Source organism: Acidisoma silvae, from assembly GCF_020618775.1.
In the GTDB taxonomy this organism is placed as follows: domain Bacteria; phylum Pseudomonadota; class Alphaproteobacteria; order Acetobacterales; family Acetobacteraceae; genus Acidisoma; species Acidisoma silvae.
Genome location: NZ_JAESVB010000002.1, coordinates 161,103 through 186,099, shown reverse-complemented (window position 1 = coordinate 186,099; position 24,997 = coordinate 161,103). Strand labels below are relative to the sequence as shown.

The 24,997-nt window shown below is 64.1% G+C and carries 17 protein-coding genes; 6 read left to right on the top strand and 11 right to left on the bottom strand.

The window, feature by feature from the left end; genetic code table 11:
• Nucleotides 1-10: 10 nt before the first annotated feature.
• The 10 genes from ASILVAE211_RS05380 to ASILVAE211_RS05335 form a co-directional block, all read right to left on the bottom strand.
• Nucleotides 11-820 carry an ABC transporter permease subunit gene (locus ASILVAE211_RS05380; RefSeq protein WP_227320275.1) on the bottom strand — a complete coding sequence of 270 codons (810 nt, stop codon included), beginning with the start codon at nt 818-820 and terminating at the stop codon, nt 11-13.
• The gene (locus tag ASILVAE211_RS05375; RefSeq protein WP_227320274.1) at nt 817-1,737 is read right to left on the bottom strand and encodes an ABC transporter permease; all 921 of its coding nucleotides are present in this window, start codon (nt 1,735-1,737) and stop codon (nt 817-819) included. Before ASILVAE211_RS05375 ends, ASILVAE211_RS05380 begins: the two co-directional genes overlap by 4 nt.
• Before the next feature lie 2 nt (nt 1,738-1,739).
• The gene (locus ASILVAE211_RS05370) at nt 1,740-2,876 is read right to left on the bottom strand and encodes an ABC transporter ATP-binding protein (RefSeq protein ID WP_227320273.1); all 1,137 of its coding nucleotides are present in this window, start codon (nt 2,874-2,876) and stop codon (nt 1,740-1,742) included.
• Between the two features lie 9 nt (nt 2,877-2,885).
• Nucleotides 2,886-3,998 (bottom strand): extracellular solute-binding protein, encoded by a 1,113-nt coding sequence (locus ASILVAE211_RS05365; protein WP_227320272.1) that lies wholly within the window; start codon nt 3,996-3,998, stop codon nt 2,886-2,888.
• A gap of 81 nt (nt 3,999-4,079) precedes the next feature.
• Entirely contained in the window at nt 4,080-5,330 is a 1,251-nt protein-coding gene (locus ASILVAE211_RS05360) for a saccharopine dehydrogenase family protein (RefSeq protein WP_227320271.1), read from the bottom strand.
• Between the two features lie 13 nt (nt 5,331-5,343).
• The gene (locus tag ASILVAE211_RS05355) at nt 5,344-6,423 is read right to left on the bottom strand and encodes a Zn-dependent alcohol dehydrogenase (RefSeq protein ID WP_227320270.1); all 1,080 of its coding nucleotides are present in this window, start codon (nt 6,421-6,423) and stop codon (nt 5,344-5,346) included.
• A 127-nt stretch (nt 6,424-6,550) separates the two neighbouring features.
• Nucleotides 6,551-9,190: a type VI secretion system ATPase TssH gene (gene tssH / locus ASILVAE211_RS05350; RefSeq protein WP_227320269.1), complete on the bottom strand. Its 2,640-nt coding sequence runs from the start codon at nt 9,188-9,190 to the stop codon at nt 6,551-6,553.
• A gap of 236 nt (nt 9,191-9,426) precedes the next feature.
• Nucleotides 9,427-11,148, bottom strand: a complete 1,722-nt coding sequence (locus ASILVAE211_RS05345) for an IlvD/Edd family dehydratase (protein ID WP_227320268.1) — start codon at nt 11,146-11,148, stop codon at nt 9,427-9,429.
• 13 nt (nt 11,149-11,161) lie between these two features.
• The gene (locus ASILVAE211_RS05340) at nt 11,162-11,959 is read right to left on the bottom strand and encodes a carbohydrate ABC transporter permease (RefSeq protein WP_227320267.1); all 798 of its coding nucleotides are present in this window, start codon (nt 11,957-11,959) and stop codon (nt 11,162-11,164) included.
• A 27-nt stretch (nt 11,960-11,986) separates the two neighbouring features.
• The gene (locus ASILVAE211_RS05335) at nt 11,987-12,757 is read right to left on the bottom strand and encodes an SDR family NAD(P)-dependent oxidoreductase (RefSeq protein WP_227320266.1); all 771 of its coding nucleotides are present in this window, start codon (nt 12,755-12,757) and stop codon (nt 11,987-11,989) included.
• Nucleotides 12,758-12,918: 161 nt separating this feature from the next.
• Here ASILVAE211_RS05335 and ASILVAE211_RS05330 point away from each other — a divergent pair, with 161 nt between their 5' ends.
• The 4 genes from ASILVAE211_RS05330 to ASILVAE211_RS05315 are packed head-to-tail and all read left to right on the top strand — an operon-like array spanning nt 12,919 to nt 16,612.
• Entirely contained in the window at nt 12,919-14,223 is a 1,305-nt protein-coding gene (locus ASILVAE211_RS05330; protein ID WP_227320265.1) for an ABC transporter substrate-binding protein, read from the top strand.
• Between the two features lie 40 nt (nt 14,224-14,263).
• Nucleotides 14,264-15,181: a carbohydrate ABC transporter permease gene (locus ASILVAE211_RS05325; RefSeq protein WP_227320264.1), complete on the top strand. Its 918-nt coding sequence runs from the start codon at nt 14,264-14,266 to the stop codon at nt 15,179-15,181.
• Entirely contained in the window at nt 15,178-15,945 is a 768-nt protein-coding gene (locus ASILVAE211_RS05320) for a FadR/GntR family transcriptional regulator (RefSeq protein WP_227320263.1), read from the top strand. Before ASILVAE211_RS05325 ends, ASILVAE211_RS05320 begins: the two co-directional genes overlap by 4 nt.
• Nucleotides 15,946-15,949: 4 nt before the next feature.
• Nucleotides 15,950-16,612, top strand: coding sequence for an RraA family protein (locus ASILVAE211_RS05315; RefSeq protein WP_227320262.1), 663 nt, complete (start codon nt 15,950-15,952; stop codon nt 16,610-16,612).
• A gap of 10 nt (nt 16,613-16,622) precedes the next feature.
• Here ASILVAE211_RS05315 and ASILVAE211_RS05310 read toward each other — a convergent pair whose 3' ends face one another.
• Nucleotides 16,623-17,570: an AraC family transcriptional regulator gene (locus ASILVAE211_RS05310; protein WP_227320261.1), complete on the bottom strand. Its 948-nt coding sequence runs from the start codon at nt 17,568-17,570 to the stop codon at nt 16,623-16,625.
• 138 nt (nt 17,571-17,708) lie between these two features.
• Here ASILVAE211_RS05310 and ASILVAE211_RS05305 point away from each other — a divergent pair, with 138 nt between their 5' ends.
• A complete protein-coding gene (locus ASILVAE211_RS05305; RefSeq protein ID WP_227320260.1) occupies nt 17,709-18,764 on the top strand; it encodes a patatin-like phospholipase family protein in 1,056 nt (351 codons plus the stop codon).
• A 21-nt stretch (nt 18,765-18,785) separates the two neighbouring features.
• On the top strand, nt 18,786-24,983 hold the full coding sequence (locus tag ASILVAE211_RS05300) for an autotransporter outer membrane beta-barrel domain-containing protein (protein WP_227320259.1): 6,198 nt from the start codon (nt 18,786-18,788) through the stop codon (nt 24,981-24,983).
• The last annotated feature ends 14 nt before the right edge of the window (nt 24,984-24,997 follow it).

Sequence of the window (24,997 nt, the reverse complement as noted above, 5' to 3'; positions counted from 1 at the left end):
GGCATGGCGGTCATCCCTCCGCCCGCCGTTTCAGGCGGGCAAAGGTGAGAAGCGCCGTTGCCGTCAGCACGATCGCGATGATGATGGTGGCAAGCGCGTTGACCTCGGGGCTGACGCCCAGATGCACGCGCGAAAAGATGACCAGCGGCAGGGTGGTGGACCCCGGCCCGGAGGTGAATTCGCTGACGATGACGTCGTCGATGCTGAGCGAGAAAGCGAGCAGCCAGGCGGAGACGATGCCGGGCAGGATCAAGGGCAGGGTGACGAGGCCGAAGACGGTCATGGGCATCGCCCCCAGATCCAGCGCCGCTTCTTCCAGCGATGTGTCGAACCCCGCCAGACGGCTTTGAATGACGATCGCCACATAGGCGCTGCAAAAAGTGATATGGGCGGCGCAGATCGTCACGATGCCGCGCCCATGCGGCCAGCCGAAAAGCTGTTCGCTGCCCACGAACATCAGCAGCAGCGCGATGCCGGAGACGATTTCGGGCATCACCAGCGGCGCCATGACGAGGCCCATGAAGAAGGACCGGCCACGGAAGCGCCGGAACCGGCTGAGCGCATAGCCCGCGAGCGTGCCGATGATGGTGGAGCCCGTGGCCGAGATGAGCGCGATTTCGATGGAGACACGCGCGGCGCGCAGAATTTCCTGGTCATGCGCCAGAACGCCGTACCATTTCGCCGAAACCCCGGTCCAGATCGTGACCATGGGCGAGGCGTTGAAGGAATAGATCACCAGGATGATGATCGGGGCGTAAAGGAAGGCGAGCCCCGCGATGAGCATGGCCGTCAGCAGCCGCCAGGAGAGAACAGGGGTCATGACGATGCGATCAGCTTCGCGTCATTCCGCTGCCGCAGCCAGACCAAAGCCAGGATCGGAACCAGCAGCAGAAGAACGACGGCGGTGGCCACGGCGGATGCGGTCGGCCAGTCGCGATTGCTGAAAAACTCGTCGAAGACGACCGAGGCTATCATCTGATGGCCGGGACTGCCGACCAATGTCGGGATGATGAATTCACCCACAGCCGGGATGAAGACCAGCAGCGAACCCGCGACGATGCCGGGCAGGGACAGCGGCAGGGTGACGGTCAGGAAGCTGATGATGGGCCGTCCGCCAAGGTCGCTGGCTGCTTCCAGCAGGCTGAGGTCCAGCTTCTCCAAGGTTGTGTACAGCGGCAGCAGCATGAAGGGCAGATAGGCATAGGTCATCACCAGATGGACCGCGAATTGCGTGTTCATCATCTGCAACGGCTGATGAATGATACGGGTCCAGAGCAGGAAATTGTTGATCAGGCCATTGTCTTTCAGGATGCCGATCCAGGCGTAGACGCGGATCAGGAAGGACGTCCAGAAGGGCATGATGACCAATATCAGCAGCAGCGGCCGCATGCGGGGTGACGCGCGGGCGATGCGATAGGCCATGGGATAGCCGATGACCAGGCATAGCACGGTCGTAATCGCCGCGGTCAGCAGCGACCGGCCATAGGCGATGACATAGCTCGGATCCTGGAACAGATAGCTCCAGTTCTCGATATGCAGCGTGATGCGTAAGGCCCCGTCATCGGTCAGGCCCAGGATGGGGCCGATCGGCGGAATGCCGTTGATGCTGGGCGAGAAGGCAATCTTCAACGTCACCAGAAAGGGCAGCAGGAAAAACAGGGCCAGCCACAGAAAGGGCAGGCCGATGACGATCCGCCGGCCCCAGGCACCTGAGACGAGGGAGAGGAGCGGGCGCATCGTCAGGTCTCGATCACGGTCGTCGCCTGCGGCGACCAGGACAGCGTGACGGCATCGCCGATGGCAAGCGTGCTGCCGCTACCCTCCACCAGATTGGGGCGGGTCACCTGCAAAAGCGTGCCGGTCGGCAGCAGGACGCGAAAGACCGAGGCGCCGCCATGATAGGCAAGCGCCTGAATCTGTCCATGAACGTGATTGGCGCCGGATGCGGCCTGCCCGATCGTTATGCGCTCCGGCCTCAGGGCCAGCGCCACGGTCTCGCCCAGGGCCAGATTGCGGCCGGCCGCGAAGACAATCCGCCGGCCAAGGGCAGGACAGTCCATGGCGGCTTCCGCGCCTTGGGTCTCCACAACCTGGCCTTCCAGCATATTCACCGAACCGATGAAATCGGCCACGAAGAGGCTGCGCGGCGTTTCATAGATATCGCGGGGCGAGCCCACCTGCATGATGCGGCCGCCATCCATCACCGCGATGCGGGTTGCCATGGCCATCGCCTCCTCCTGGTCATGGGTGACCATGACGAAGGTGATGCCGAGCTGGCGCTGGATGGCCATGAGTTCGAATTGGGTATGTTCGCGCAGCTTCTTATCGAGAGCGGACATGGGCTCGTCCAGAAGCAGAACTTCCGGGCGTTTGACGACGGCGCGGGCCAGCGCCACGCGCTGCCGCTGGCCGCCGGAAAGCTGCGCGGGCTTGCGCCCACCCAGACCGTCCAGCTTGACCAGCGCCAGAGCTTCCTCGACGCGGCGCGCGATCTCTGGCTTGGGCAGGCCCTCGCGCTTGAGGCCAAAAGCGATGTTGGCGGCGACCGTCATATGCGGAAACAACGCATAGGACTGGAACATCATATTCACCGGCCGCTCATAGGGCGGCAGATGGGTCACATCCCGGTCGCCGATATGGATGCGGCCGGTGGATGGATCGGCGAAGCCCGCCAGCATGCGCAGCAGCGTGGTCTTGCCGCAGCCCGATCCGCCGAGCAGGGCGAAAAGCTCGCCCCGTCCGATGGTCAGGTCGATGTCGCGCACGGCCGTGAAGCCGCCGAAGCGCTTGCTGACGCCTTCGATGCGGATATGCGGCGGATGGAGCGCGTTTGCTCCATCCGTCGGCGTGAACTGCATTGTGCCGTCAGCGCTCATAGGGGGAGATCAGCTTTCGTTCTTGAAGTCTTCCCAGGTCCGCGTGCGGATGCGCTCGTAATGCGGCTGCACGGGGGACTGCATGAAGAGGCGGGAGACATCGCTTTTCGGCGGGAAGACCTGCGGATTGGTCACCAGATCCTGGCGCATCAGCTTCTCGCTGGCCGGCACGCCATTCGCGTAATTGGTGTAGTTGCTGTTATCGGCGGCACCTTCCGGGCTCAGCATGTAATTGATGAAGGCATAGCCATTGTCCTGGTTCGGCGCGTTTTTGGGCATCGCGTAGGTATCGAACCAGATGATGGAGCCTTCCTTCGGCAGCACGTAATTGACGGAGACGCCGGCATTGGCAGCCTTCGCACGCTTGGACGCCTGTAGCACGTCGCCGTTCCAGCCGACCGAGAGGCACAGATTGCCGGTTGCGAGGTCAGCCAGCCAGGTCGTTTGGCTGATCGTCTTCATATAGGGGCGGATGCCCTTGAGCACGACGGCGACCTTCTTGAGATCGGCGGGGTTCTGGCTGTCCGGGTCAAGGCCCAGATATTTCAGGATGATCGGCGTCATGATGGCGGCGCTGTCGATGATATTGATGCCGCATTTCTGCAAGGCGGCGGCATTCTTGGGGTCGAACAGCAGTGCCCAGGAATCGGTCGGCGCGTTGGGCAAGTATTTCGCCACCAGCGTCGGGTTATAGCCGAGGCCGACGGTGCCCCAGTCATAGATCACCGCGTATTTATTGCCCGGGTCGGCCTTGGCCAAGATCGCCATCAGGTCAGGATCGAGATTCTTCCAGTTCGGGATTTTGGAACGGTCAAGTTCCTGAAAAGCGCCGGCCTGAGCTTCGGTCGCCAGATAGGGCTCGGCATTGGCGACGACGACGTCGAAGCCCGTATTGCCGGCCATAATCTTGGCATCCATCATCTCCTCGCTGTCATAGACGGACAGATTGGCGGTGATGCCGGTCGCCTTCTGGAAATTGGCGAAGGCGTCGGGCGCGAAATAGTCGGCCCAGTTGAAGACGGTAACGGACTTGCCGGCGGCATGGGCCGGGACCGGCAGGGCTGCGGCGATGCTGGCAAGCATGGCGCAGCTGGCAGAGACGAGGGCGGTGCGTCGCAGCATCGAAAGCCTTCTCCTTGGGTGAAATCTTAAAGAAACGCTAGGCCAGGGCCACTCTGCTTCGCCATCGACAGGTTAGCAGGATCAGGCTGGTATTTCCTGGACAATCTGTCCAGTCCCTTGTCCAATCCGGGGCGCGTGGGCGCCACCCAGCGGCAGATCGTCCAGCACGGCAAAATGGCGGCGGCGCAGTTCGGCGAAGAAGGGCGCGGTCTCAAAACATTCTTCCGGCGCCCAGACGCCCGGGCGAATGCCGCCGCGCAGCATCAGTTGCACCCCGATCGCAAGCCCGATGGAGGTCGCCGGGTCGTTATAGCCGTCATAGGCCGGGTTCGGCTTGCCGATGACGGCGCAATTGATGCGGCTCGTCTGCCCGGCGATCTTGCCTTCGCCCACGGCCAGATGCAGCTCGTGGATTTCGCTCGCCGGAATCTGGTCGCCGCGCCGTTCGATATTGCGGCGGATCAGCGCGTCCAGCAGGTCGAGCGGCTTGACGGTCTGCCCCTTCACGTCGATCGGCTCGTCATAATCGTCGAAACCAGCGGAGCAGAGCGCCAGCCAGGCTTTGTGCTCGTGCTCAGGCAGATGCAGCTTCCACGTGAATTCGCGAATGCCCTTGTCGTGAATGCCTTCCGAGAATGGCACCGTCAGAGGCTCGGAATGCTGGGTGTACATGAATTCCGTCCGCCCCCAGGGCTCGGGCAGGATCAGCGTTTCATGGCCGCTGCGCGGTCCCACCTGCTGCAACCGCCCGTCCAGAAACTGCTGTGACGGATTGGCATATTCGGCCAGCAGGGTGGCCAGCGAATAGGGCGGCACCAGTACCGGGCTGGGGGCGCCGAAATTCTTGGCGACCCAAAAGAGATTGATGCGGTCGATCTCATCCAGCCGGTCGGCGACCGCGCGGCAGACCATGTTGGAAATGCCGGGATCGGCGCCCAGGCCCAGAACGGCTGTCACACCGGCGCGGGCCCAGGCAGCATGATGCTTCTTCTGTTCTACCGTCAGCACGCCCATGCCGCCGTAATCGACATACGGCTTGCCCGCCTGACGGCAGGCATCGAAAATCACCATCTGCTGGCCGGCGAAAGTCGGCACCGCATTGATGCAAAGGTCGCAATCGGCGAGCAGGGCGGCCAGCGCCAGACTATCCGCGACATCGACCTCGACGGCGGACAGGCGCGGATCGCCGAGCGTCTGAACCAAAGCCTGCGCCGGGCCAAGCAGCCGGTCGGCGACCACAACTTGCGTGATCTGGTCCTGAAGAGGAGAGATGAGGTCGCGGACGGTGCCGCTTGCCATGGCGCCGGCGCCGCCGAGCACAAGAATACGCATCGTTTTTATCCGTTCAGAAAAGGACGATCTGCCGCACGGCGGTGCCAGCCCGCATGCGCGCGAAGCCCGTATTGATCTCAGGCAGGGTCAGCCGGTCCGAGATCATGTGATCCAGATGCAGCCGGCCTTGGAGGTAGAAATCGACGAGTTGCGGAATATCGAGCCGGAAGCGGTTGGACCCCATGCGGCTGCCCTGAATGCGCCGATCCGCCAGCATGGCGATGGCGTCCAGTTCCAGCTTCGTACCCCAGGGCGGAATGCCGACGATGGTCGCCATGCCGCGCGGGGCCAGCATGGCGAAGGCGGCTTCTGCCGTGCGCTTTAAGCCGATGCATTCAATGGCATGGTCGACCCCGCCATGGGTCAGTTCCAGCACCTGCTCCGCGATATCGCCGGCTGAAGCGTCAATGACGTCGGTGGCGCCAAGGGTTTTGGCGAGGGTGAGTTTCGATGCCTGCGTGTCGATGGCGATGATGCGTCCGGCACCCGCCAGCGCCGCGCCATTGACGGCGGCGAGCCCGACACCGCCGCAGCCGATGACGGCGACGGTCTCGCCCGGCCTGACGCCCGCGCGGTGAAAGACAGCGCCGGTGCCGGTCAGCACCGCGCAGCCCAGCAGCGCCGCGCGATCCAGCGGCATATCGGGCCGCACCTTCACCAGCGCATGTTCATGCACCAGAACCTGCTCGGCGAAGGTCGATGTATTGTAGAACTGGTGCAGCACTTCGCCCTGCCAGGACAGGCGGCGGGACGTGCCGGGCGGCAGGTTCACTTCCGGCGTGTCGCACATGGCGGGATGCCCGGTCAGGCAGTGGCGGCAATGGCCGCAAAAGACGGACAGGCACAGCACGACCGGGTCGCCGGGGCGAACATAGGTGACGTCGCTGCCGACCGCTTCCACAATGCCGGCGGCCTCATGGCCCAGCACGAGCGGCAAAGGGTGAGGAAAGGCGCCGTCGATGAAATGCAGGTCGCTATGGCAAAGGCCGGTGACGGCCGTGCGGACCAGCACTTCGCGCGCGGCGGGCCGCGCGATTTCCACCTCCTCGATCGTCAGAGGCTGTCCCGGTTGATGGAGAACGGCAGCTTTCACGGTGTTCCCTTCCAAGACGCTGGTGCTTGGATCGGGAGTCTAGGCGATGGGGATTACCAGGGGCCATCGACAACTTGGCGGCCCGCTGTCACGGCATGATCGACGATCTGTCCAGGGCGATCCCTGGTTAGCGCAGCGTGTAGGTGAAAAGCCCGTCCTCGCCCAAACCAAGGGTCACGGCGGTGATGGCCTCGCCGGCCGCCAGACGTGCCAGAACCTCGGCGGAGAGTTCAGGCAATACGGTGCGGGAGAGGATCTTTTCGATATTGCGGGCGCCGGACGAGGCTTCCGTGCAGCGCGAAGCAATGACCTCCACCACGCCAGGCGCATAGTCGAAGCTTGCGCCATAGGCATCCGCCACACGCTTGCGGACGCGACCCAGTTGCAGCGCGATGATTTTGCCCAGATCGTCCTGCGACAGCGGGAAATAAGGTACCAGCGTCACGCGGCCGAGGAAGGCCGGCTTGAAATATTTCGTCAGATCCGGCTGCAGAGCTTCGGCCAGTGTCGCGGCGTCAGGCAATCGCTCCGGATCGGCGAAAGCGCGGGTGATTACGTCTGTCCCAGCATTGGATGTCATGATGATGACGGTATTCTTGAAGTCGATATCACGGCCTTCGCCGTCTTTCATGTTCCCTTTGTCGAAGACCTGGAAGAACACGTCCTGCACGCCGGGATGGGCCTTCTCCATCTCATCCAGCAGGATGACGGAATAGGGCCTGCGCCGCACGGCTTCCGTCAGGATTCCGCCCTCGCCGTAGCCGACATAGCCGGGCGGGCTGCCCATCAGCAGGCTGACCTTATGCTCTTCCTTGAACTCGGTCATATTGATGGTGGTGACGTTCTGGTCTCCGCCATACAGCAGGTCCGCCAAAGCCAGAGCCGTTTCCGTCTTGCCGACGCCCGAGGTGCCGACCATGAGGAAGACCCCGATGGGCTTGCGTGGATCGGTCAACTGCGCGCGGGACGTGCGGATTGCTTCCGACACTGCCGCAAGCGCATGGCTTTGGCCGATGATGCGCTTGCCCAGTGCCTCTTCCAGGCGGAGGATGGTTGCAATTTCATCCGAGCGCATGCGGCCCGCCGGAATGCCCGTCCAATTCTCGACGATGGCGGCGACAGCCTGCAAATCGACAATGGGGAAGACGAGCGGGTGTTCGCCCTGCAGCGCGGCCAGCGCGCGGGAGGTTTCCTGCAACTGGGTCCGCAGCGCCTCGGTCGACACGATCTCGGCTGCCCCGTCCTCGGCCGGTGCCTCGATGGCACTGCGGAGTTCGCCGAGCTTCGCCACGAGGGTCTTTTCGTCCTCCCACCGTGCCGAAAGGGCGCCGAGCGCAGTGTCTGTCTCCATGCGTTCGCTGTTCAGCCCGTCGATCCTGGTCTGGTGGTCGTCGCCCATGGAGGTCTCGCGCGCCAGCATCGCCAGTTCCGTGTCGATCAGGCCGATCCGCCGTTGCAGATCCTCGATCGACGGCGGAATGGTGGACTGGCTCATGGCCACGCGCGCGCAGCTTGTATCGAGCAGCGATACGGCTTTGTCTGGAAGCTGCCGGCTGGGGATATAGCGGGCGGAGAGACGTACCGCCGCTTCCACCGCTTCGTCGAAAATGCGCACCTTGTGATGCGCTTCAAGCACCGCCACCATGTTGCGGATCATCGAGATTGCGACGGGTTCGGTCGGCTCCTCGACCTTGATGACCTGAAAGCGCCTCGCCAGCGCTGGGTCTTTTTCGAAATACTTTTTATATTCCGCCCAGGTCGTGGCGGCGATGGTGCGCAACTCTCCACGCGCCAGCGCCGGTTTGATGAGGTTGGCGGCATCGCCCTGGCCGGCCGTGCCACCGGCGCCGATCAGCGTATGCGCTTCGTCGATGAACAGGATAATGGGTTTGGGGGAGGCATTGACCTCTTCGATCACCGATTTCAAACGGTTCTCGAATTCCCCTTTCACGCCGGCGCCGGCTTGCAGCAGGCCCAGATCGAGCGTCAGCAGTTCCACGCCGCGCAGCAGTGGCGGCACGTCGCCGGTCGCCAGCCGCACGGCGAAACCTTCCACCACGGCGGTTTTGCCGACACCGGCTTCACCCGTGAGAATAGGATTGTTCTGTCGCCGACGGGTCAGAATATCGATCATCTGGCGGATTTCGGGATCGCGGCCCAATATCGGATCGATCTTGCCGGCGCGTGCGCGTGCCGTCAGGTTGATGGTGAATTGACCAAGCGACCCGCTTGACGTGGGGGCTGCGGCGCTGGCGGGGCGGGACGCGTCGCTGCCCATGTCCACAGGATTTTCGGTGCTGAGAGCAAGCGCCGCCGCGAAGTCCCTGGTTACGGCCTCCGGCCCAATCTGTTCCAGCGCGGGCAGGTTCTCCCGCACGCGGCGTGACAGCACGGCGTCGCTCAGCAGGGCCCAGAAAAGATGACCCGAGCGAATCTGGCTCGCGCCCTTTTCGAGTGACGCGAAAAGCCAGCCTTGCTGCATCAGCGTGATGAGATCGGGAGAGAGTGCGGGCGCGCGCGCATTGCCGGTGCGCAGGCTGTCGAGCGATTTGAGCAACTGCGTCTCCAACCGTCCGGAATCCACTGCGAAATGCTTCATCAGCAATGGAATATCGGTATCGACGTCATCGATCAGCTTCAGCAGCCAATGCTCCACCTCCACATTATAATTGCTGCGTGACAGGGTGAGGCCCGCGGCTGCTTCGAGAGCGCGTCGGCCGTGAGGGGAAAGCTTGCCGATAAGGGACTTCAGATCGAAGGATGCCATGAGCGGACTGAAACCTCACACGCGATCGTGAGCTCGCCTCACATGCTGCACTAACCTATGACTTGGTGCAGGGCATGGAAAGTGTAAGAGGGTCTCGCGCACAACAGTTCAAAAACACGTCACGGACTTGTCTTGTCATGCGCAGAAATTGTTGCAGAATTATGAAGGTTGTCATGCTGGCAGCAAAGACTGACCGCCGGCCAATCCTTGCTGCTGATGAAAGCCTATTAGCGCTGTCAGTGCGACTGGGCCGGCACGTCCGCGCCACGGCAACCGACGAGAAAGTCGAAATCGGCCCCGCGATCGGCCTGCATCACATGCTGGATATAAAGGCTCTGATAGCCTGAAATCGGCGGCGCCATCGGCTGCCATTGCGCGCGCCGCTTCTCCAACTCGTCCTCGGCCACTTCCAGGACCAGGGACCGTGCCGCCACGTCGAGCGTGATCATATCGCCCTCCCGCACCAAGGCCAGCGGCCCGCCGGCGGCGGCCTCGGGCGCCACATGCAGCACCACGGTGCCATAAGCCGTGCCGGACATGCGGGCGTCGGAGATGCGAACCATATCGGTAATGCCACGCGCGAGGATCTTCGGCGGCAGGCCCATATTGCCGACCTCCGCCATGCCGGGATAGCCGCGCGGGCCGCAATTGCGCAGCACCATGATGCAGCTCTCGTCGATATCGAGGTCCGGGTCGTTGATGCGGCTGTGATAGTCGTCGATCGTGTCGAAAACCACCGCCCGGCCGCGATGCTGCATCAAGGCCGGGGTCGCAGCGGAAGGTTTGATCACCGCGCCATTGGGGGCCAGATTGCCGCGCAGCACGGCAATGCCGCCTTCCGGCGTCAAGGCGTTGTCGAAAGACCTGATCACCTCGGGATTGAAATTCTCGGCCTGCCGGACATTCTCCCAGACCGATTGACCGGTCACACTGGGCGCGCCCCCCTCCAGCTTGCCGATCTTGGCGAGTGCCTTCATCACCACGGGCAATCCGCCCGCGTAGCAGAACTCCTCCATCAAAAACCGGCCCGAGGGTTGCAGGTCGACGATCGTCGGAATATCGCGGCCGAGCGTATCCCAGTCATCCAAGCTCAGCGGCACGCCGATGCGCCCGGCAATGGCGATCAGATGCAGCACGGCATTGGTGGAGCCGCCAATGGCGCCATTGACGCGAATGGCATTGCGGAAGGCGGCGGGGATAAGGATGGAAGACAGGCGCTGGTCTTCATGCACCATATCCACGATGCGCCGGCCGGTGAGTTGCGCCAGCACCCCGCGCCGGGCATCGACGGCGGGCAAAGCCGCATTCTCGGGCAAAGCGACGCCCAGCGCTTCGACCATGCTGGCCATGGTGGACGCCGTGCCCATCGTCATACAGCTGCCGGCCGAGCGCGCCATGCCGGCTTCGGCATCCATGAAGTCCTTGAGCGTCATGCGGCCGGCCTTGACGTCCTCGCTGTAGCGCCAAACGGCGGTGCCGGAACCGACAGGTTCACCCCGCACGCGCCCGTTCAGCATCGGTCCGCCCGACAGCACGATGGTCGGCAGGTCGCAGGACGCTGCCCCCATCAGCAGCGATGGCGTTGTCTTGTCGCAGCCGACCAGCAGCACCACCCCGTCGATCGGGTTGCCGCGAATCGATTCCTCAACATCCATCGAGGCCAGATTGCGATACAGCATGGCGGTCGGGCGCAGATTGGATTCGCCGAGCGACATGACAGGAAATTCGACCGGAAAGCCGCCGGCCTCGTACACGCCACGCTTCACCCGCTCGGCGAGGTCGCGCAGATGGGCGTTGCAAGGGGTCAATTCCGACCAGGTATTGCAGATGCCGATGACAGGGCGGCCGTCGAAGGAATCCGGCGGCATGCCCTGATTCTTCATCCAGCTGCGATACATGATGGCATTCTTGCCGTCGCCGCCGAACCAGGCTTGGGAACGCAGGCGCTTGCCCGTCATGAATGGTCTCCGGTCACTTGCCGATACCTAGCGTCAGGCCGCCGATCAGCGCACGTTGAAACAACAGATAGGCAAGCATCGCGGGCAGGGCGCTCAGCAGCGATCCGGCAAGCAGCACGGGAATATCCAGCACGCGGCCTGATTGCAGCACGGCAAGGCCAACCGTGATGGTGCGCACGGCGGGTTCCTGCAAAAAGATCAGCGCCACCAGCAGATCGTCCCAGATCTGGATGAATTGCAGCACGCCGACGGCGAGCAGGGCGGGCGCGCTGAGTGGCAGGATGACATTGGCGAAAATCCGCCAATAGGGCATGCCGTCGATCTGCGCGGCCTCCACCAGTTCATCCGGCAGGTCGCGCATGAAGGAGGTCATCAGGAAGGTGCCGAAGGGGATGCCGAGGGCTGCATAGGTCGCGATGACGGCAAGATAATTGTCGGATGCGCCGATGGCCGCAAAATTGATGAATTCCGTCAGGATCATCGATTGCATGGGGATCATCATGCTGGCGCCGATCAGTCCCAGCAGCGCGCCGCCGCGCGGTATGCGGAGCTTCGTCAGCGCGAAGGCCGCCAGCGAACTGATGATGAGAATGCAGGCGACGGAGCCCACCGTCACGATGGTGGAATTGATCAGCTGCTGCACCACCGGCAGATTCTGGAACAGAACCTGCCAGTTCCGCCAGGACAGGTGTCCGGCGAATTCCATCGAGCCACGCCCGATCGTATAGAAGGGGAACAGCATCACGATCAGCACAAGGCCGAGGAAGGCGCTGGCGATGATACGGCCGCGCGGTCCCAGAAGCGTCTTCATGCCGTCAGCCCCAAGGGTGCCAAAGCGTCAGATCCAGCCGGCATCGACGACGAAATGCTGGGCGGTGCACATGCGGCTGTCCTCGGCCGCCAGCCACAGCACCATGCGGGCAAGGTCGGCGGGCATCAGCTTGTCCGGCAGGCATTGCCGTTCCTTGATCTGCCGCTCGCCGTCGGCGTCCAGCCACAAGTCGATTTGCCGTTGCGTCATCACCCATCCGGGAACGACCGCATTGACGCGAATGCGCTCCGGCCCCAATTCGCGCGCCAGACCCTTGGTCATGCCGCTGATCGCGGCTTTGGCGGTGACATAGGCGATGTAATTGGCTTCACCGGCGAACCAGCTGATGGAGCTGAAACAGATGATGGAGCCGCCGCCCGCCGTCTTCATGGCCGGACGCACCGCCTGGGCCGCGAAGAACTGGTGGCGCAGATTGGTTTCCATCCTGTTCTGCCAATAGTCGGGCGTCACGTCCTCCACCTTATGGCGGTCGTCATTGCCGGCATTGTTGATCAGCGCGAGCGGCGCGCCCTGGGTCGCGGCGGAGAGCGCGACGGCGGCTTTCAGCGCGTCCAGATCCTTCAAATCGCAGGGAATGAACAGCGGCCGGGGTAGCCCGCGTGCAGCGATGCGATCCGCCACAGCCTCGCCCCGATCCCGTTGCAGATCCAGAAAGGTGACCCGGGCATCCTGGGCGGCGAAGTGCTCGACAATGCTTTCGCCGATGCCCGATGCGCCGCCGGTAATGAAGACCGGGCGGCCTTTCAGGCTGGGATAGGACGCATCTTGGGCTTCCACGGCGCACTCCTCGCATAAATCGGACAACTTCGCCGCTGATTTCGGTTGACAGCGGCGACGCCAGATTAAAACATATCATATGATTTTTCCAAGGGCGATTTCGGCCGAATGTCGATTGCCCTGACTGGCGTGCCTGAAACCACTTTTTGGAGGGAGAGTTCATGTCGCGACATCAGAATGCCCCATGTGGATCACGCCGGAGTTTCCGGGCGCGATGTCTCGGGCTCGTCTTCGGTGGCCTGGCGCTCGGCGCGTTGATGGGGGCGGCGGTGCCTGCGGATGCCGGCACCATCACCATCTGGCATAATTACGGAACGGAAGTGAACGCGACGGCCTTGAACGCCGTCGTTGCGGCCTTCGAGAAAGCCGATCCGGACGTGCAGGTGAAGGTCATCAGCCAGCCGGCCGATAATTACTTCGCCTTGCTGACGGCTTCGGCCATTTCGCATTCTTCGCCCGATATCGCCGTCATGTGGACAGGCGTATGGGATTTGAAATACGCGCATCTCCTGGCGGACCTGAAGCCGCTGCTGCCAGCCGATACGCTGGGCCAGATGAAGGGCCTGCGCTGGGCGTCGCAGGATTACGATACGACCAAGGCGCTGTATGTTCTGCCCTTGGAAGACCAGTTCTATATCGGCTTCTATAACAAGGACATGCTGAAGAAGGCCGGTTTCGACACGCCGCCGCGCAGCTGGTCGGAACTGGCGACGGCTTGCCAGAAATTGAAGGCCGATGGCGTCACGCCCATGCTCTATGGCAGCGACAGCCAGGCCCTGAGCTCGGAATTCTATCCCTTCTACGACCTCAGCTATCTCATGGCGGGTGCCTATCCGGTGGGCCTGTGGAGCGGTCTGGTTGATGGAACAATAAAATGGACAGCCCAGCCCATCGTCGAGCAATTGCAAAAATGGGCTGATCTGCATAAGGACGGCTGCACCAATCCGGATGTTCTGACGACGACGAATATCCTGACGAAGTTCCAGGCTGGCCAAGCCGCCATGATTGTCGACGGCAACTGGAACCTGCAACAGCTTTACGACAAGATGGGCAGCAATCTCGGCGTCTTCCCGCTGCCCTTTTCGGACAAGCCGACGACGACCGTAGTGGAGCTGCCGGGCGATGGTCTCTCGGTTCTCAAATCCTCCAAGAACAAGAAGGACGCGGCCGCCTTCCTCACCTTCCTGATGGGCAGCGACGCGCAGAAGATCCTGGCGCAAAGCGGCCTGGTGCCGGCGCGCGACGGTGTTTCCGCCACCAATCCGCTTTATGCCGATCTTTTCGCCCTCACCGCCCAGGACGGCTATACCAAGGCGCCGATGATCGACAACGTCATCCAGCCGCCTTTAGTCGATGTCGGTCAGCGCGTGCTTAACGCCGCTTTCGCCCAACAGATGACGGTGCCGGATGCCTTGCAGAAGATGCAGGACGCCTGGGACAATCTGCCGGCTGACCAGAAGCATTGAGACAGCGGTAGAGACGGTAGGGGCGGAGTGTCGCGCGGCTATGAGTGATCTATCATCGATGACCGCGCGCGGTCTGCCCCGTCGCGCCCGCGGCTTTCATCGCCATAAGCAAAGGGCCGGTTTGACCTTCCTGCTGCCCCTGCTGCTCGTCTGGGGTCTGTTTCTGATCCTGCCGATTTGCGAGACGGCTTATTACAGCCTGATGCAGTGGGACGGCCTGTCGGCCAGTTGGAACGGCATCGGCAATTACCTGCATCTGTGGCGCAGCCCTGATTTTGGCGCCGTCTTCATCAACAATCTGCTGCTGCTTCTGTCCGTGCCCTTTGCCGTCTTCATCCCGTTCTGCATCGCTATCGTCATCGCGATGGAGCCGCCGGGCTGGCGCTGGGTGCGGGCGCTGATCTTTCTGCCGGCAACACTCTCCTGGGTCGTCATCGGCATCGTCTGGCTGCAGGTCTATTCCTCGGATGGCCTCATCAACCAGGCTTTGGACGCGCTCGGCCTGCATCGCTTCCATATCGATCCCCTGGGCAGCGTGCATACGGCCATCATCCCGATTGCGCTGACCTTCATCTGGTCGCAGGTCGGGCAGAATACCCTGATCTTTCTGATCGGCCTGTCCGGCATCGATGCCTCCGTCTTCGAAGCGGCGACCATCGATGGTGCAGGGCTGATCGCCACCATCCGCCAGATCGTGCTGCCTCTGATGACCCGTTTCCTGGTTTTCACAACCATCATCACGCTGATCGCCGCGTTCACGGCTTTGTTCAGCCTGATTTTTGTCATGACAGGCGGCGGACCCGGCTTTAGTACGACGACCATGGAATTCTATATCTATCGTCTGGCTTTCAATCAGACCGATTTCGGCATGGGCGCGACCGTCGGCATCGTGCTGCTTTGCGTCATCGCGATCGCAACCGCCCCGCTCATGATGCTCTACCGGAGGACCACGGCATGACCGGCGTCGTCCGCCGTCGCGGCCGGTCGCTGGTCGATCAGGTCGTCGACACCATCGGCCAGGATATCGTCGCCGGCCGTTTTCCGCCGGCCTCGCAACTGCCCAATGAGACGGAATGGATCGAACGGCTGGAGGTCAGCCGCAGCGTGCTGCGCGAGGCGCTGCGCGTGCTCGTCAGCAAAGGTCTCATCGATATTCGCGCCCGCACCGGCGGCCGCGTGCGTGACGACGCGGACTGGAACCTGCTCGACCCCGATATTCTGCACTGGCGTTCGCATAGCGGTGACCAGGGCAGTTTCGTGACCGAGCTGTTCGAGTTGCGGCGGGTGATCGAACCGGCGGCGGCAGGTCTGGCGGCCAGCCGCATCACCAAGCCGCAATTGGCCGACCTTGCCGCCGCGCTCGATGCCATGATGGCGGCGGGGGAGGATAGCGAACGCTTCCTGGAGCCCGACGCCCGCTTCCATCGCATCATTCTGGCCAGCGTCGGCAATTCCTTGTTCCGCGCTTTGGGTCAGACGGTGACGGTCGCGCTTGATATCACGCTGCGTCTGTCGCTGGCAGCGCCACAGGGCCAACAGCAGTCTCTGCCATTTCATAAGACCGTGCTGGATGCCATCGCATCGCGCGACAGCGCGGCAGCCTCTGCCGCCATGCTCGCGCTGGTCAATGCATCCGAGCGTGACGTGGCGGAGGCGCAAGCCGCGCCCGCCAAAAAACCCGGACCCGCCCGACGGGCCGTCAGCAAGACAGTGAGGACATAAACCGATGACTGCGACCCCGACCATGGCAGACCTGCGCCAGACCTTGTTTTCCGCCCTGCTGTCCGACTGTCTGGATCAGGTCGGGCTGCGGCGGCAGGCCATGCCGTCGCGCATCCGGCCCCTGGACGAAGCGAAGACCATGGTCGGCCGGGCGCGGACCGGCGCCTATATGGAGGTTTATCATGTCGAGGAGGGGGTTAACCCCTATGACCTCGAAATCGAGCTGATCGACACGCTGAAGCCGGATGAAATTCCGGTCTTTGCCTGTAGCAACCCGGCACGCGTGGCACCTTGGGGCGAATTGCTCTCCACGGCTGCTCAGGTGCGTGGCGCGGCCGGCGCGGTGATGGATGGCTGCGTGCGCGACATCAAGGCCATCCGCGAGATGGGCTTCCCGGTTTTCCACGGCGGCATCGCGCCGCTGGACAGCAAGGGCCGCGCGCGGGTGATGGCGATTGACGTGCCGGTGGAATGCGGCGGCGTGCTGGTATCGAGCGGCGATCTGGTCTTCGGTGATGCCGATGGGCTGGTCGTGGTGCCGCAGGATGCCGAGGCCGAGGTGCTGCGTCTGGCGGCCGAAAAGCTGCGCGGCGAGAAGGATACGCTGGCCGCTTTGCGCGCCGGCACGTCTCTGCGCGCGGTCTTCGAGAAATACGGTATCCTTTAAGCCGCAGCGCCTATCCCGCCGCCCGGGCCAGCGTTCGGCTCGGGCGTTCGCCGAAGGCTTGGGCATAGGCGGCGGCAAAACGGCCCAGATGCCAGAAGCCCAGGCGGTAGGCGACCTCCGTCACGGTCATGCCGTCATCGGGCCGCGACAGAATCTCCTTCGCCAGCCATAGCCGCCGCCAGCGGAGATAGGCGGCCGGCGACCTGCCCGTCCGCTCCAGCACGATGGCGGCCAAGGACCGGCGCGACGTTCCCGTCAGCCGGCAAAGGTCGGCCAGGCTGAGGGGCTCATCCACGGCCTCGCGCGCAATCTGCTCGAAACGCTGCATGATTCTGGTATGGCGGCCGGCGGTTGACCGGTCAGGCGCGAAATGCCCGGCGTCCCCCAGCGTCGCGATCATATCGAGCAGCGTGTTGTGCAATGCGGCGCGGGTTGATCCTTGCGCCATCAATGCCGGATGGCCGCCGACCTCCGCCATGATCGCCCGATGCCGGGCCAAAAACGCCGCAGAGAGGGTTTGCCCGGCCAAGTGCCAGCGGCCGGAGACCGGTGCCGTCATTAAGGCAGACGGCAGTTGCAGCGCTTCGGCCTGTGCGAGCACGCCGGGATGCAGAGCGAAGGACTGGATGAGGATGGGCGCCTCCGTGTGCAAGGTGGCGCCTTCCCCCGGCCGCACCAGAACCAGATCGTCCTCGCGTCCCTGGCGGCCATTGACGGTCCCCTTTGTCCCGATGGCATGCCAGATATTGAAGTTCACGACGCGCTCGCCCAGCGTCACGTAACTTGCCTGCTCCAGCCCAAGCTGCGTCAGCGCAATCCCATCCAGCAGCATGTGCTGAAAACTGGCCCTGAACGAGGTTCCGGCATCGGCAATCCAGTCGAAGCGCGCGCCCGGTATCGCGCGGTTCAGCGCCTCAGCGCTGTCGGCTTCCGTCGCGTGGTAGAACCGGGTCGTCATCGCGCGTTTCCTGCTCTGACCGTCGAAGAGATTGCATATTTGCACAAAACGGATAGCCGGAAACGAAACGTATTTCGTAACCATTCGAAATCGTAACACAATGGACGCGCTGCCGCCTGGCGCCGCGCGGGATAGAGCATGACGATTTCGCGCAGAGATATCGTGACGGCGGCGACGGCCCTGGCGGCCTTACCCGTTCTGGCCGGTGGCGTAGCAGCGCCCGCCACGGCGGCACAGCCAGACGAATCCGCCGATGCGGCGGACGGGCTGGCCATACCCATTCCCATGCGCAATCCGCCCGGCATGGGCAAGCAACGCGGCATCGCGCTGTGTGGCGGCGGAGAGTATCTGGTCGCTTGGTATATGGGCTATTTTCGGGCGCTGAACGAAGCGGGTGTCGATCTCAGCCTGGCCGATGTCATTATCGGTACTTCGGCGGGCTCGGTCGCCGGGGCTGCGATCCTGGCCGGTGCCTTGGGACGGCTGCATACCGCCATGGCATTCTTCGGCAAGATGCCGGGGCTTTTGCTGAAACTGGCCGATACGACGAAACTCTCGCCCAGCCAGAAGCGCGCGGTCGATCTGGCACTCTCCGTCGATAATTCCGATCCGGAAACCATACAGCAGATCGGCCGGGCGGCCATGGCTGCCCATAACCCCGCGAACGGTGCCAAATATGCCCGTACCATCCGCCTGCTGGTCGGGCAAAGCGCGTGGCCGTCGCCTAAGCTCTTCACGACCGCGAATGACTGTTACACGGGCGAAAGGCTGATCGTCTCCGCAGCCTCAGGAATTGATGTGACCGAAGCCTGCGCCGCATCCGCGTCCTGGCCGGGACGCGCGGGGCCGGCCTGGCTGAAGGATCGCTATGCGATGGATGGCGGCGTCTGCCAGACATCGACGCATTGCGACGTCATTGCGGGCGTGAAGAAGGCGATCGTCATTTCGCTGTCCGACGGTGGCCCGGCGGCGGCCGCGCAAGGGCTGCGCCTCGCCTCCATTCCCAATACGCTGATGGATGAAATCGCCAGCCTAAAGGCCGGTGGCAGTGAGGTGAAGCTGATCGTGGTCGGTCTGCCGCCAGGCTGGACGCATGTTGAATTGCTCAATCCCGTCAGCATCAAGCCTGCCCTCGACTACGGCTATGCCCGGGGCAAGGCGGAGGCGGCGGAGATCAAGCAGTTCTGGGCCTGAGCGATGGCCTGGCCCATCCGCTTGCGACGTCATGCCCTGATATGGGCCGCAGTCCCCGGTCTCTGCCTCGGCCATGCCGGGGCGGCATCGGCACAGACGGTGTCCTCCGTCACCTGTCTGGTGCAGGGGACCGCCGGCTCTAATGGCATCAATCCCGGCGGCTGGACCGCGAGCCTTGCCGGCATGGGGGCGAATGGCGGCAGCAATGCCACGTTTTTCGCGCTTTCGCTTGGCGCCAATGGCAATGGCAACAATAGTTCCCTGGGTGGTGCGGCTTCCGGCCCTGTGACCGTTACGGCCAGCGGTGCCATCGCAGCACCGGCCGTGCAGACACCCGGCGCGCAGGCTCTGGCCGGGCTGACCAATCCGCAAAGCGGCGCGATCTGGGCGGAATCCATCGGCGGCTGCGGCTATGCCGATGGCAACGGCGCCGGACATGGCGGCGATGCCGGTACGGTGGCGGTCACGATCCAGCCTGGCGCCGCCTTGTCACTCGGGACGAATGTCGCGGGTGTCGACGCGATCAGCGCCGGCGGGCAGGGCAGCGGCTATAGCCATGGCAGCACCCATAATGTGCGCGGTGGCGGGGATGGCGGTGACGTCACGGTCTCGCTCGCCGGCAGCATCAGCACGCCAGCACCCGCCGATAATGCCTATGGCATCTATGCCTTATCCGTCGGCGGTGCGTCCGGCGCGACCGACAACCAGTATTCCCTGCGCGGCGGCAATGCCGGCAATGTCGTCGTCAATCTTCTGCCGAACGCGTCCATCGCCTTGCAGGGTGACGGTTCGATCGGCGTCTATGCCGTCAGCGCAGGTGGCCTGTCCTGGTATGCCGATAACGGCGCCAGCAATGGCCATCAGAACGGCAATGGCGGGGATGTTGCCGTGGCCGTGCAGCAAGGGGCCAGTGTCGCGACCGCGGGCGAGCTCTCGGTCGGCATCCTGGCGGCCAGTACCGGCGGCAATGCCAATACGGATCAGGCACCGCCCAACAGTCTGGAAAATGGCGGCACCACCAATGCGGTGCCGAGCGATCTGGCGCCCCCTGGCAATGCCGGTGCCGTCGCGGTGCTCAACCAGGGGGCGATCGTCACGCAAGGCAATGTCGCGATCGGTATCGCGGCGGTCAGCAGCACCGGCGGGCGCGGCGTGGGGCTTTTGCAGCAATCCTCCGACGGCAGCTATGTCATCGACCCGGTCGGGCAGGTCGGCCCCGGCGTCGGCGCGCCCGGCACGGTCGCCGTCACCAATACCGGAAGCATCGCGACGAATGGCATCGGCGCCAGCGGCATCCTGGCCTTGAGCCTCGGCGGTTCGGGCGGCGTGATGGACAGCAAGCCGGGCCTGCTCAACCTTTTGGGCGGCCATACCGCAGGCACCGGCGCCAATGGCAATGCGGTGGCGGTGGTGGATGCCGGCAGCATCGCGACGCAGGGCGCGGCCAGCATGGGCATCCTGGCCGAAAGCATCGGCGGCGGCGGCGGCACCGCCACCGGCACCAGCGGCATTCTCGCCATCGGCAGCAATGGCGGTGTCGGCGGCAATGGCGGCGCGGTCATCGTCGTCAAGTCTGCCGGCAGCATCACGACCCAGGGCGACGGCAGTTTCGGCATTTTGTCCCATAGTATCGGCGGCGGGGGCGGCAACGGCGCCAATGCGACGGGCATCGTCGCGTCTGTCGGTGGTGGCGGTGGCGCATCGGGCGATGGTGGTGCAGTCGCGGTTTCGCTCGGCGGATTGGGTAACGTCGCCATCGCTACGGAAGGCGATTATGCGCCGGGCGTGGGCGCGCAATCCGTGGGTGGCGGCGGCGGCAATGGCGGCGCTTCGACCGCCATTTCCACCGTCCTCGTCAGTGCCGCTGTCGGCGGCAGTGGCAGCGCGGGCGGCGCCGGTGGCAGCGTGGCTGTTGCGGGTGACGGCGGCAGCGTCACGACCGCCGGAGCGCACGCGCCCGGGTTGCTGGCGCAATCCATCGGTGGCGGCGGCGGTAATGGCGGCTCGGCCAATGTCTACACGGCGGGCCTCGGTCTCGCCGTCAATACCGCCGTCGGCGGCGCTGGCGCCAAGGGCGGCAATGGCAGCACGGTGACCTTGGCCGGCACTACGGATTACGCGACGAGCGGCGATGATTCCGACGGTATCCTGGCGCAGTCCGTCGGCGGTGGCGGCGGCAATGGCGGCTCGGCGCTGGCGCGAACCGAGGCCATCGGCGTGCCGGACCTGCCGAGCCTTTCCATTTCGACGGCGGTTGGCGGCAATGGCGGGTCGGCGGGCAACGGCGCCAGTGTTGCGGTCACAAATGCAGGTCAGGTGGCGACGTCGGGAGACGATAGCGTCGGCATTCTGGCGCAATCCCTGGGCGGCGGTGGCGGCAATGGCGGGGATGGCAGCGCGCTGGCGCGCGCCATCGGTGCCAGTGCGGCCAATGTGAAAATCGGCGTCTCGGTCGGCGGCAATGGCGGCGGCGGCGGTGATGGTGGCGTCGTCACCGTCATGAATAATGACGGTGTGCAGACGGCAGGCGCCGAGGCAGCGGCGATCATGGCACAATCCATCGGCGGGGGCGGCGGCACGGCCGGTATCGGCAATGGCGGCGTGACCAGCCAGAATCTGGGTTCCGATATCGGCACGGCGGTTGACGTCACGCTCGGGCTGGGCGGCAAGGGCGGTATCGGTGGCGGCGGTGGCGCGGTCACCGTCACCAATGCGCTGGGCGGGCAGATCCTGACGACCGGCTCCGGCGCGCAGGGCATTCTGGCGCAGTCCATCGGCGGCGGTGGCGGTGCGGCCGGCGGCGGGGTGGCGTCCGGCAGTGGTGACGATGTCGTCTTCAACCTCGCGATCGGCGGGGCGGCCGGCAACGGCGTCAATGGCGGTGCGGTCGATGTGGTGAATGACGGGTCCATCAGCACCGGCGCTGTCGTCACGAATAATGCCGAGACCTATGTCAGCGGCGGTGATGCCGTCGGCATTCTGGCGCAGTCCATCGGCGGCGGCGGCGGTGTCGGCGGCAGTTCGGATGCGGCGGCGGCGCTCGGTCCGGTCTTTCAGCTCGAAGACCTCATCAACAACCCCGACAAGAGCTATGAGGCCGAACTCGCCATCGGCGGCAGCGGCGGTTCGGCCGGCAATGGCGGCAGCGTCGGTATTACCAATACCGGCAGCATCACGACGCTGGGTGAGCGGGCTTACGGTATCCTGGCGCAGTCGATCGGCGGTGGCGGCGGTGATGCCGGTGCGGCGACGACGCAGGCGAGCGCCGTCGCGGGTGGCCTGGGCCAGACCTATGCGGCCACCGTCTCGGTCGGCGGCACGGGCGGGCAGGGCGGCGCGGGCGGCGGTGTGACGGTGGATGCTTTCGGCACGATCCTGACGGCGGGTTATGGCGCGACGGGCGTATTGGCGCAGTCCATCGGCGGGGGCGGTGGTGTCGGCGCCGAAGGCACGGTGAACAATCGCACGACCATCGGCCTCGGCGGCGATTGGAACGGCGGCGGCGGTTCGGCCGGTGACGGTGGCGCGGTGACGGTTGCCACGGACAATCTGACCACGCTGGGCGATGACGCGCCGGGCGTGCTGGCGCAATCCATCGGTGGGGGCGGCGGTGCGGCCAGTGCCGGTTGCAGCAATTCGGCCGGTGCTGGCCTGGGCGGCTTTTCGGCGACGCTGTGCGTCGGCAATCAGGCCGGTATTTCAGGCAACCGTGCGCCCTGGAATGATGCTTCGGATTTCACGCTTGATGTCGGCGGTGGTGCCGGTACCAGCGGCGCGGCTGGCCTGGTGCAGCTCACTCTGGAAGGCGCGATACAAACGGCGGGTGCGCGCAGCATCGGCGCGGTTGCGCAATCCATCGGCGGCGGTGGCGGCTATGTTTCGGCGGCGGCCGCCAATATTGGTGCCACGGCACTGGCGGCTGATCCCGGCGCCAATGGCGGCCATAGCGCTGAGCAGGACGGTGTGACGGTGACGCTGACCAATGATGCCAGCATTACAACATCGGGTGCCGGTGCCTGGGGCATTCTGGCCCAGGCGGTTGCGGGCGGCGGCGGCTTTGCCGGCGATCCGTCTCAGCCTGTCGTGGGCTTCGTCTCCAATAGCCTGACCTCGTCGCAAAGCCCGAACGGTGCGGCGGGCAATGTCTCCGTCACCAGCTGGGGCAATATCCTGACGACGGGCGCCGAGGCGCATGGCATCGTCGCGCAATCGGTCGGTGGCAGTGGCGGCATTGTCAGCGCTCTTGGAACCGGCGGACTCGCCTTCGGCACCAGCGCACAGATTTACGACACGGCGATTGGCGGTCACGTGACGACCGCCGGGGCCGTGACCGTCGATCAGGTGCAGGGAACGATCGCCACGACGGGCGTCGGTTCCGTCGGCATTCTGGCGCAAAGCAGCGGCATCGTGTCGGGCACCAACAAGGACCAGACCCCCGTCATCACCATTACCATCGGCGGCACGGTGATCGGCGGCACGCTTACCGGCTATCCTGCGGGCCAAGGCCCGGCCGGCATCTTGCTGTCGGGCGGCGGCTATGTGGCGGATGGTGCGCCCGTCACCGCCAATACCGTCACCATCAATCCGGGCGGTTTCGTCGGCACGGTGGATGGCGCGGGCGGCATGGCCATCTTCACCCGGGACGGCTGGACCAATGTCATCAATGGCGGGACGCTGCTGGGTAACATCAACCTGGCGAATGGCGATGGCACGATTGCGAATAACGGCCGTCTGTACAGCGGTTCCGCGATTTTCGCGAAGACCCTGACCAATGCCGGCATCGTTAATGTCGGAGGGCCAGGGGCCATAGGCATTACTGCGGTTTATGGTGCTTACACGCAGACCGCAACGGGTGTTCTTGCCGCCGATATTGATGCCTTGGCATCGCAGAAAGCCGATCTTCTGACGGTGGGCGGCAGTGCCTCTGTCGCCGGCACGGTGCAGCCGCTGGCACTGAACCTGCTGCCCGGCACCTACACGGTATTCCTGTCCGATGCTCTGGCATCCTCGGCGACTGTTCCGTCATCACTGCTATTCAACTGGCAGCTTTCGGGCGCCAGCAGCACCGGCCTCGCCATCACGCCCTATGCCCATTTCACGCCGCCAGGCGTGGCGCTGGATGCGGCGGAAACCTCCCTCGCCCAATATCTGACGACGGGCTGGAACAATGCCGACCCGCATCTGGCCCCGATCTTCGGCTATCTGTCGCAGATTGGCGGCGGGGCAGGCGGCTATAAGGCGGTGCTGGACAGTCTCTCGCCCGAAGCTTCCCATGCGCTGTCCAGCGCGCTCATCGATAATGCGGGCAGCATCCTCGGTGCTTCGCTGAGCTGTCCCGTCTTTGCAGACAAAGCAACAGTGCTCGGTGAGGACCAATGTATCTGGTCCAAGGTCACCGGCAATTGGACCAATCTCGACCGCAGTTCCGGCCAGGGTAGCGACAGCATTTCCGCCGTCACCTACCGGCTCGGCGCGCAAAAGCAGCTGGCGCCAGGCTGGTATCTGGGCGGGTCACTCGGTCTCGGCGAAAACTGGCAATCCTCCGATGACGGATCAAGCGGAAATGGCGAGACCTTCGACGGCAGTGTCGCGCTGAAGCGGGTCATCGGCCCCTGGCTTTTCGCGGGTGCGATGGCGGCCGCCAATGGCAGTTTCCAGAATGACCGCTATCTGTCTTTGCCGGCCAGCGGCACGCAGCCGGCGGTGACGGCGGGGCTGACCAGCGACACGGATACGCTGCTGCTCGGCGGCCGTCTGCGCGCGGGCTATGAGGTGAGCTTCCCGCATTGGTATCTGCGGCCTTATCTGGATGGCGATGTAGTCTATGCCCATACGCCCGCCTATCAGGAAAGCGGCAACGCCACCTATGCGCTGCGGGTTTCGGCGAACCAGCAGACAACCTTCATCGCGACCCCCAGCATCGAAATCGGCAACCGGCTCGATATCGACCCTGAAACCGTTCTGCGCGGCTATCTGACGCTGGGTGCCAGCATCCGCTCCAACGACCAGCGCACCATTTCCGCAAGCTTTGTGGGCGCATCGGCATCCGACGGCAGTTTCGATACCGTCATCGACAGTCCGCGCGTCACGGGCAATCTGGCGCTGGGCGTCGCCCTATACCGGCGCGGCGGGTTCGAGGCGCGGGCGGAGTATGACATGGCCGACGGCACGGATTTTCTGTCTCTGGGCGGCAGTATCCGGCTTGCCTATCACTTTTAAAAACCCTCCCGCCC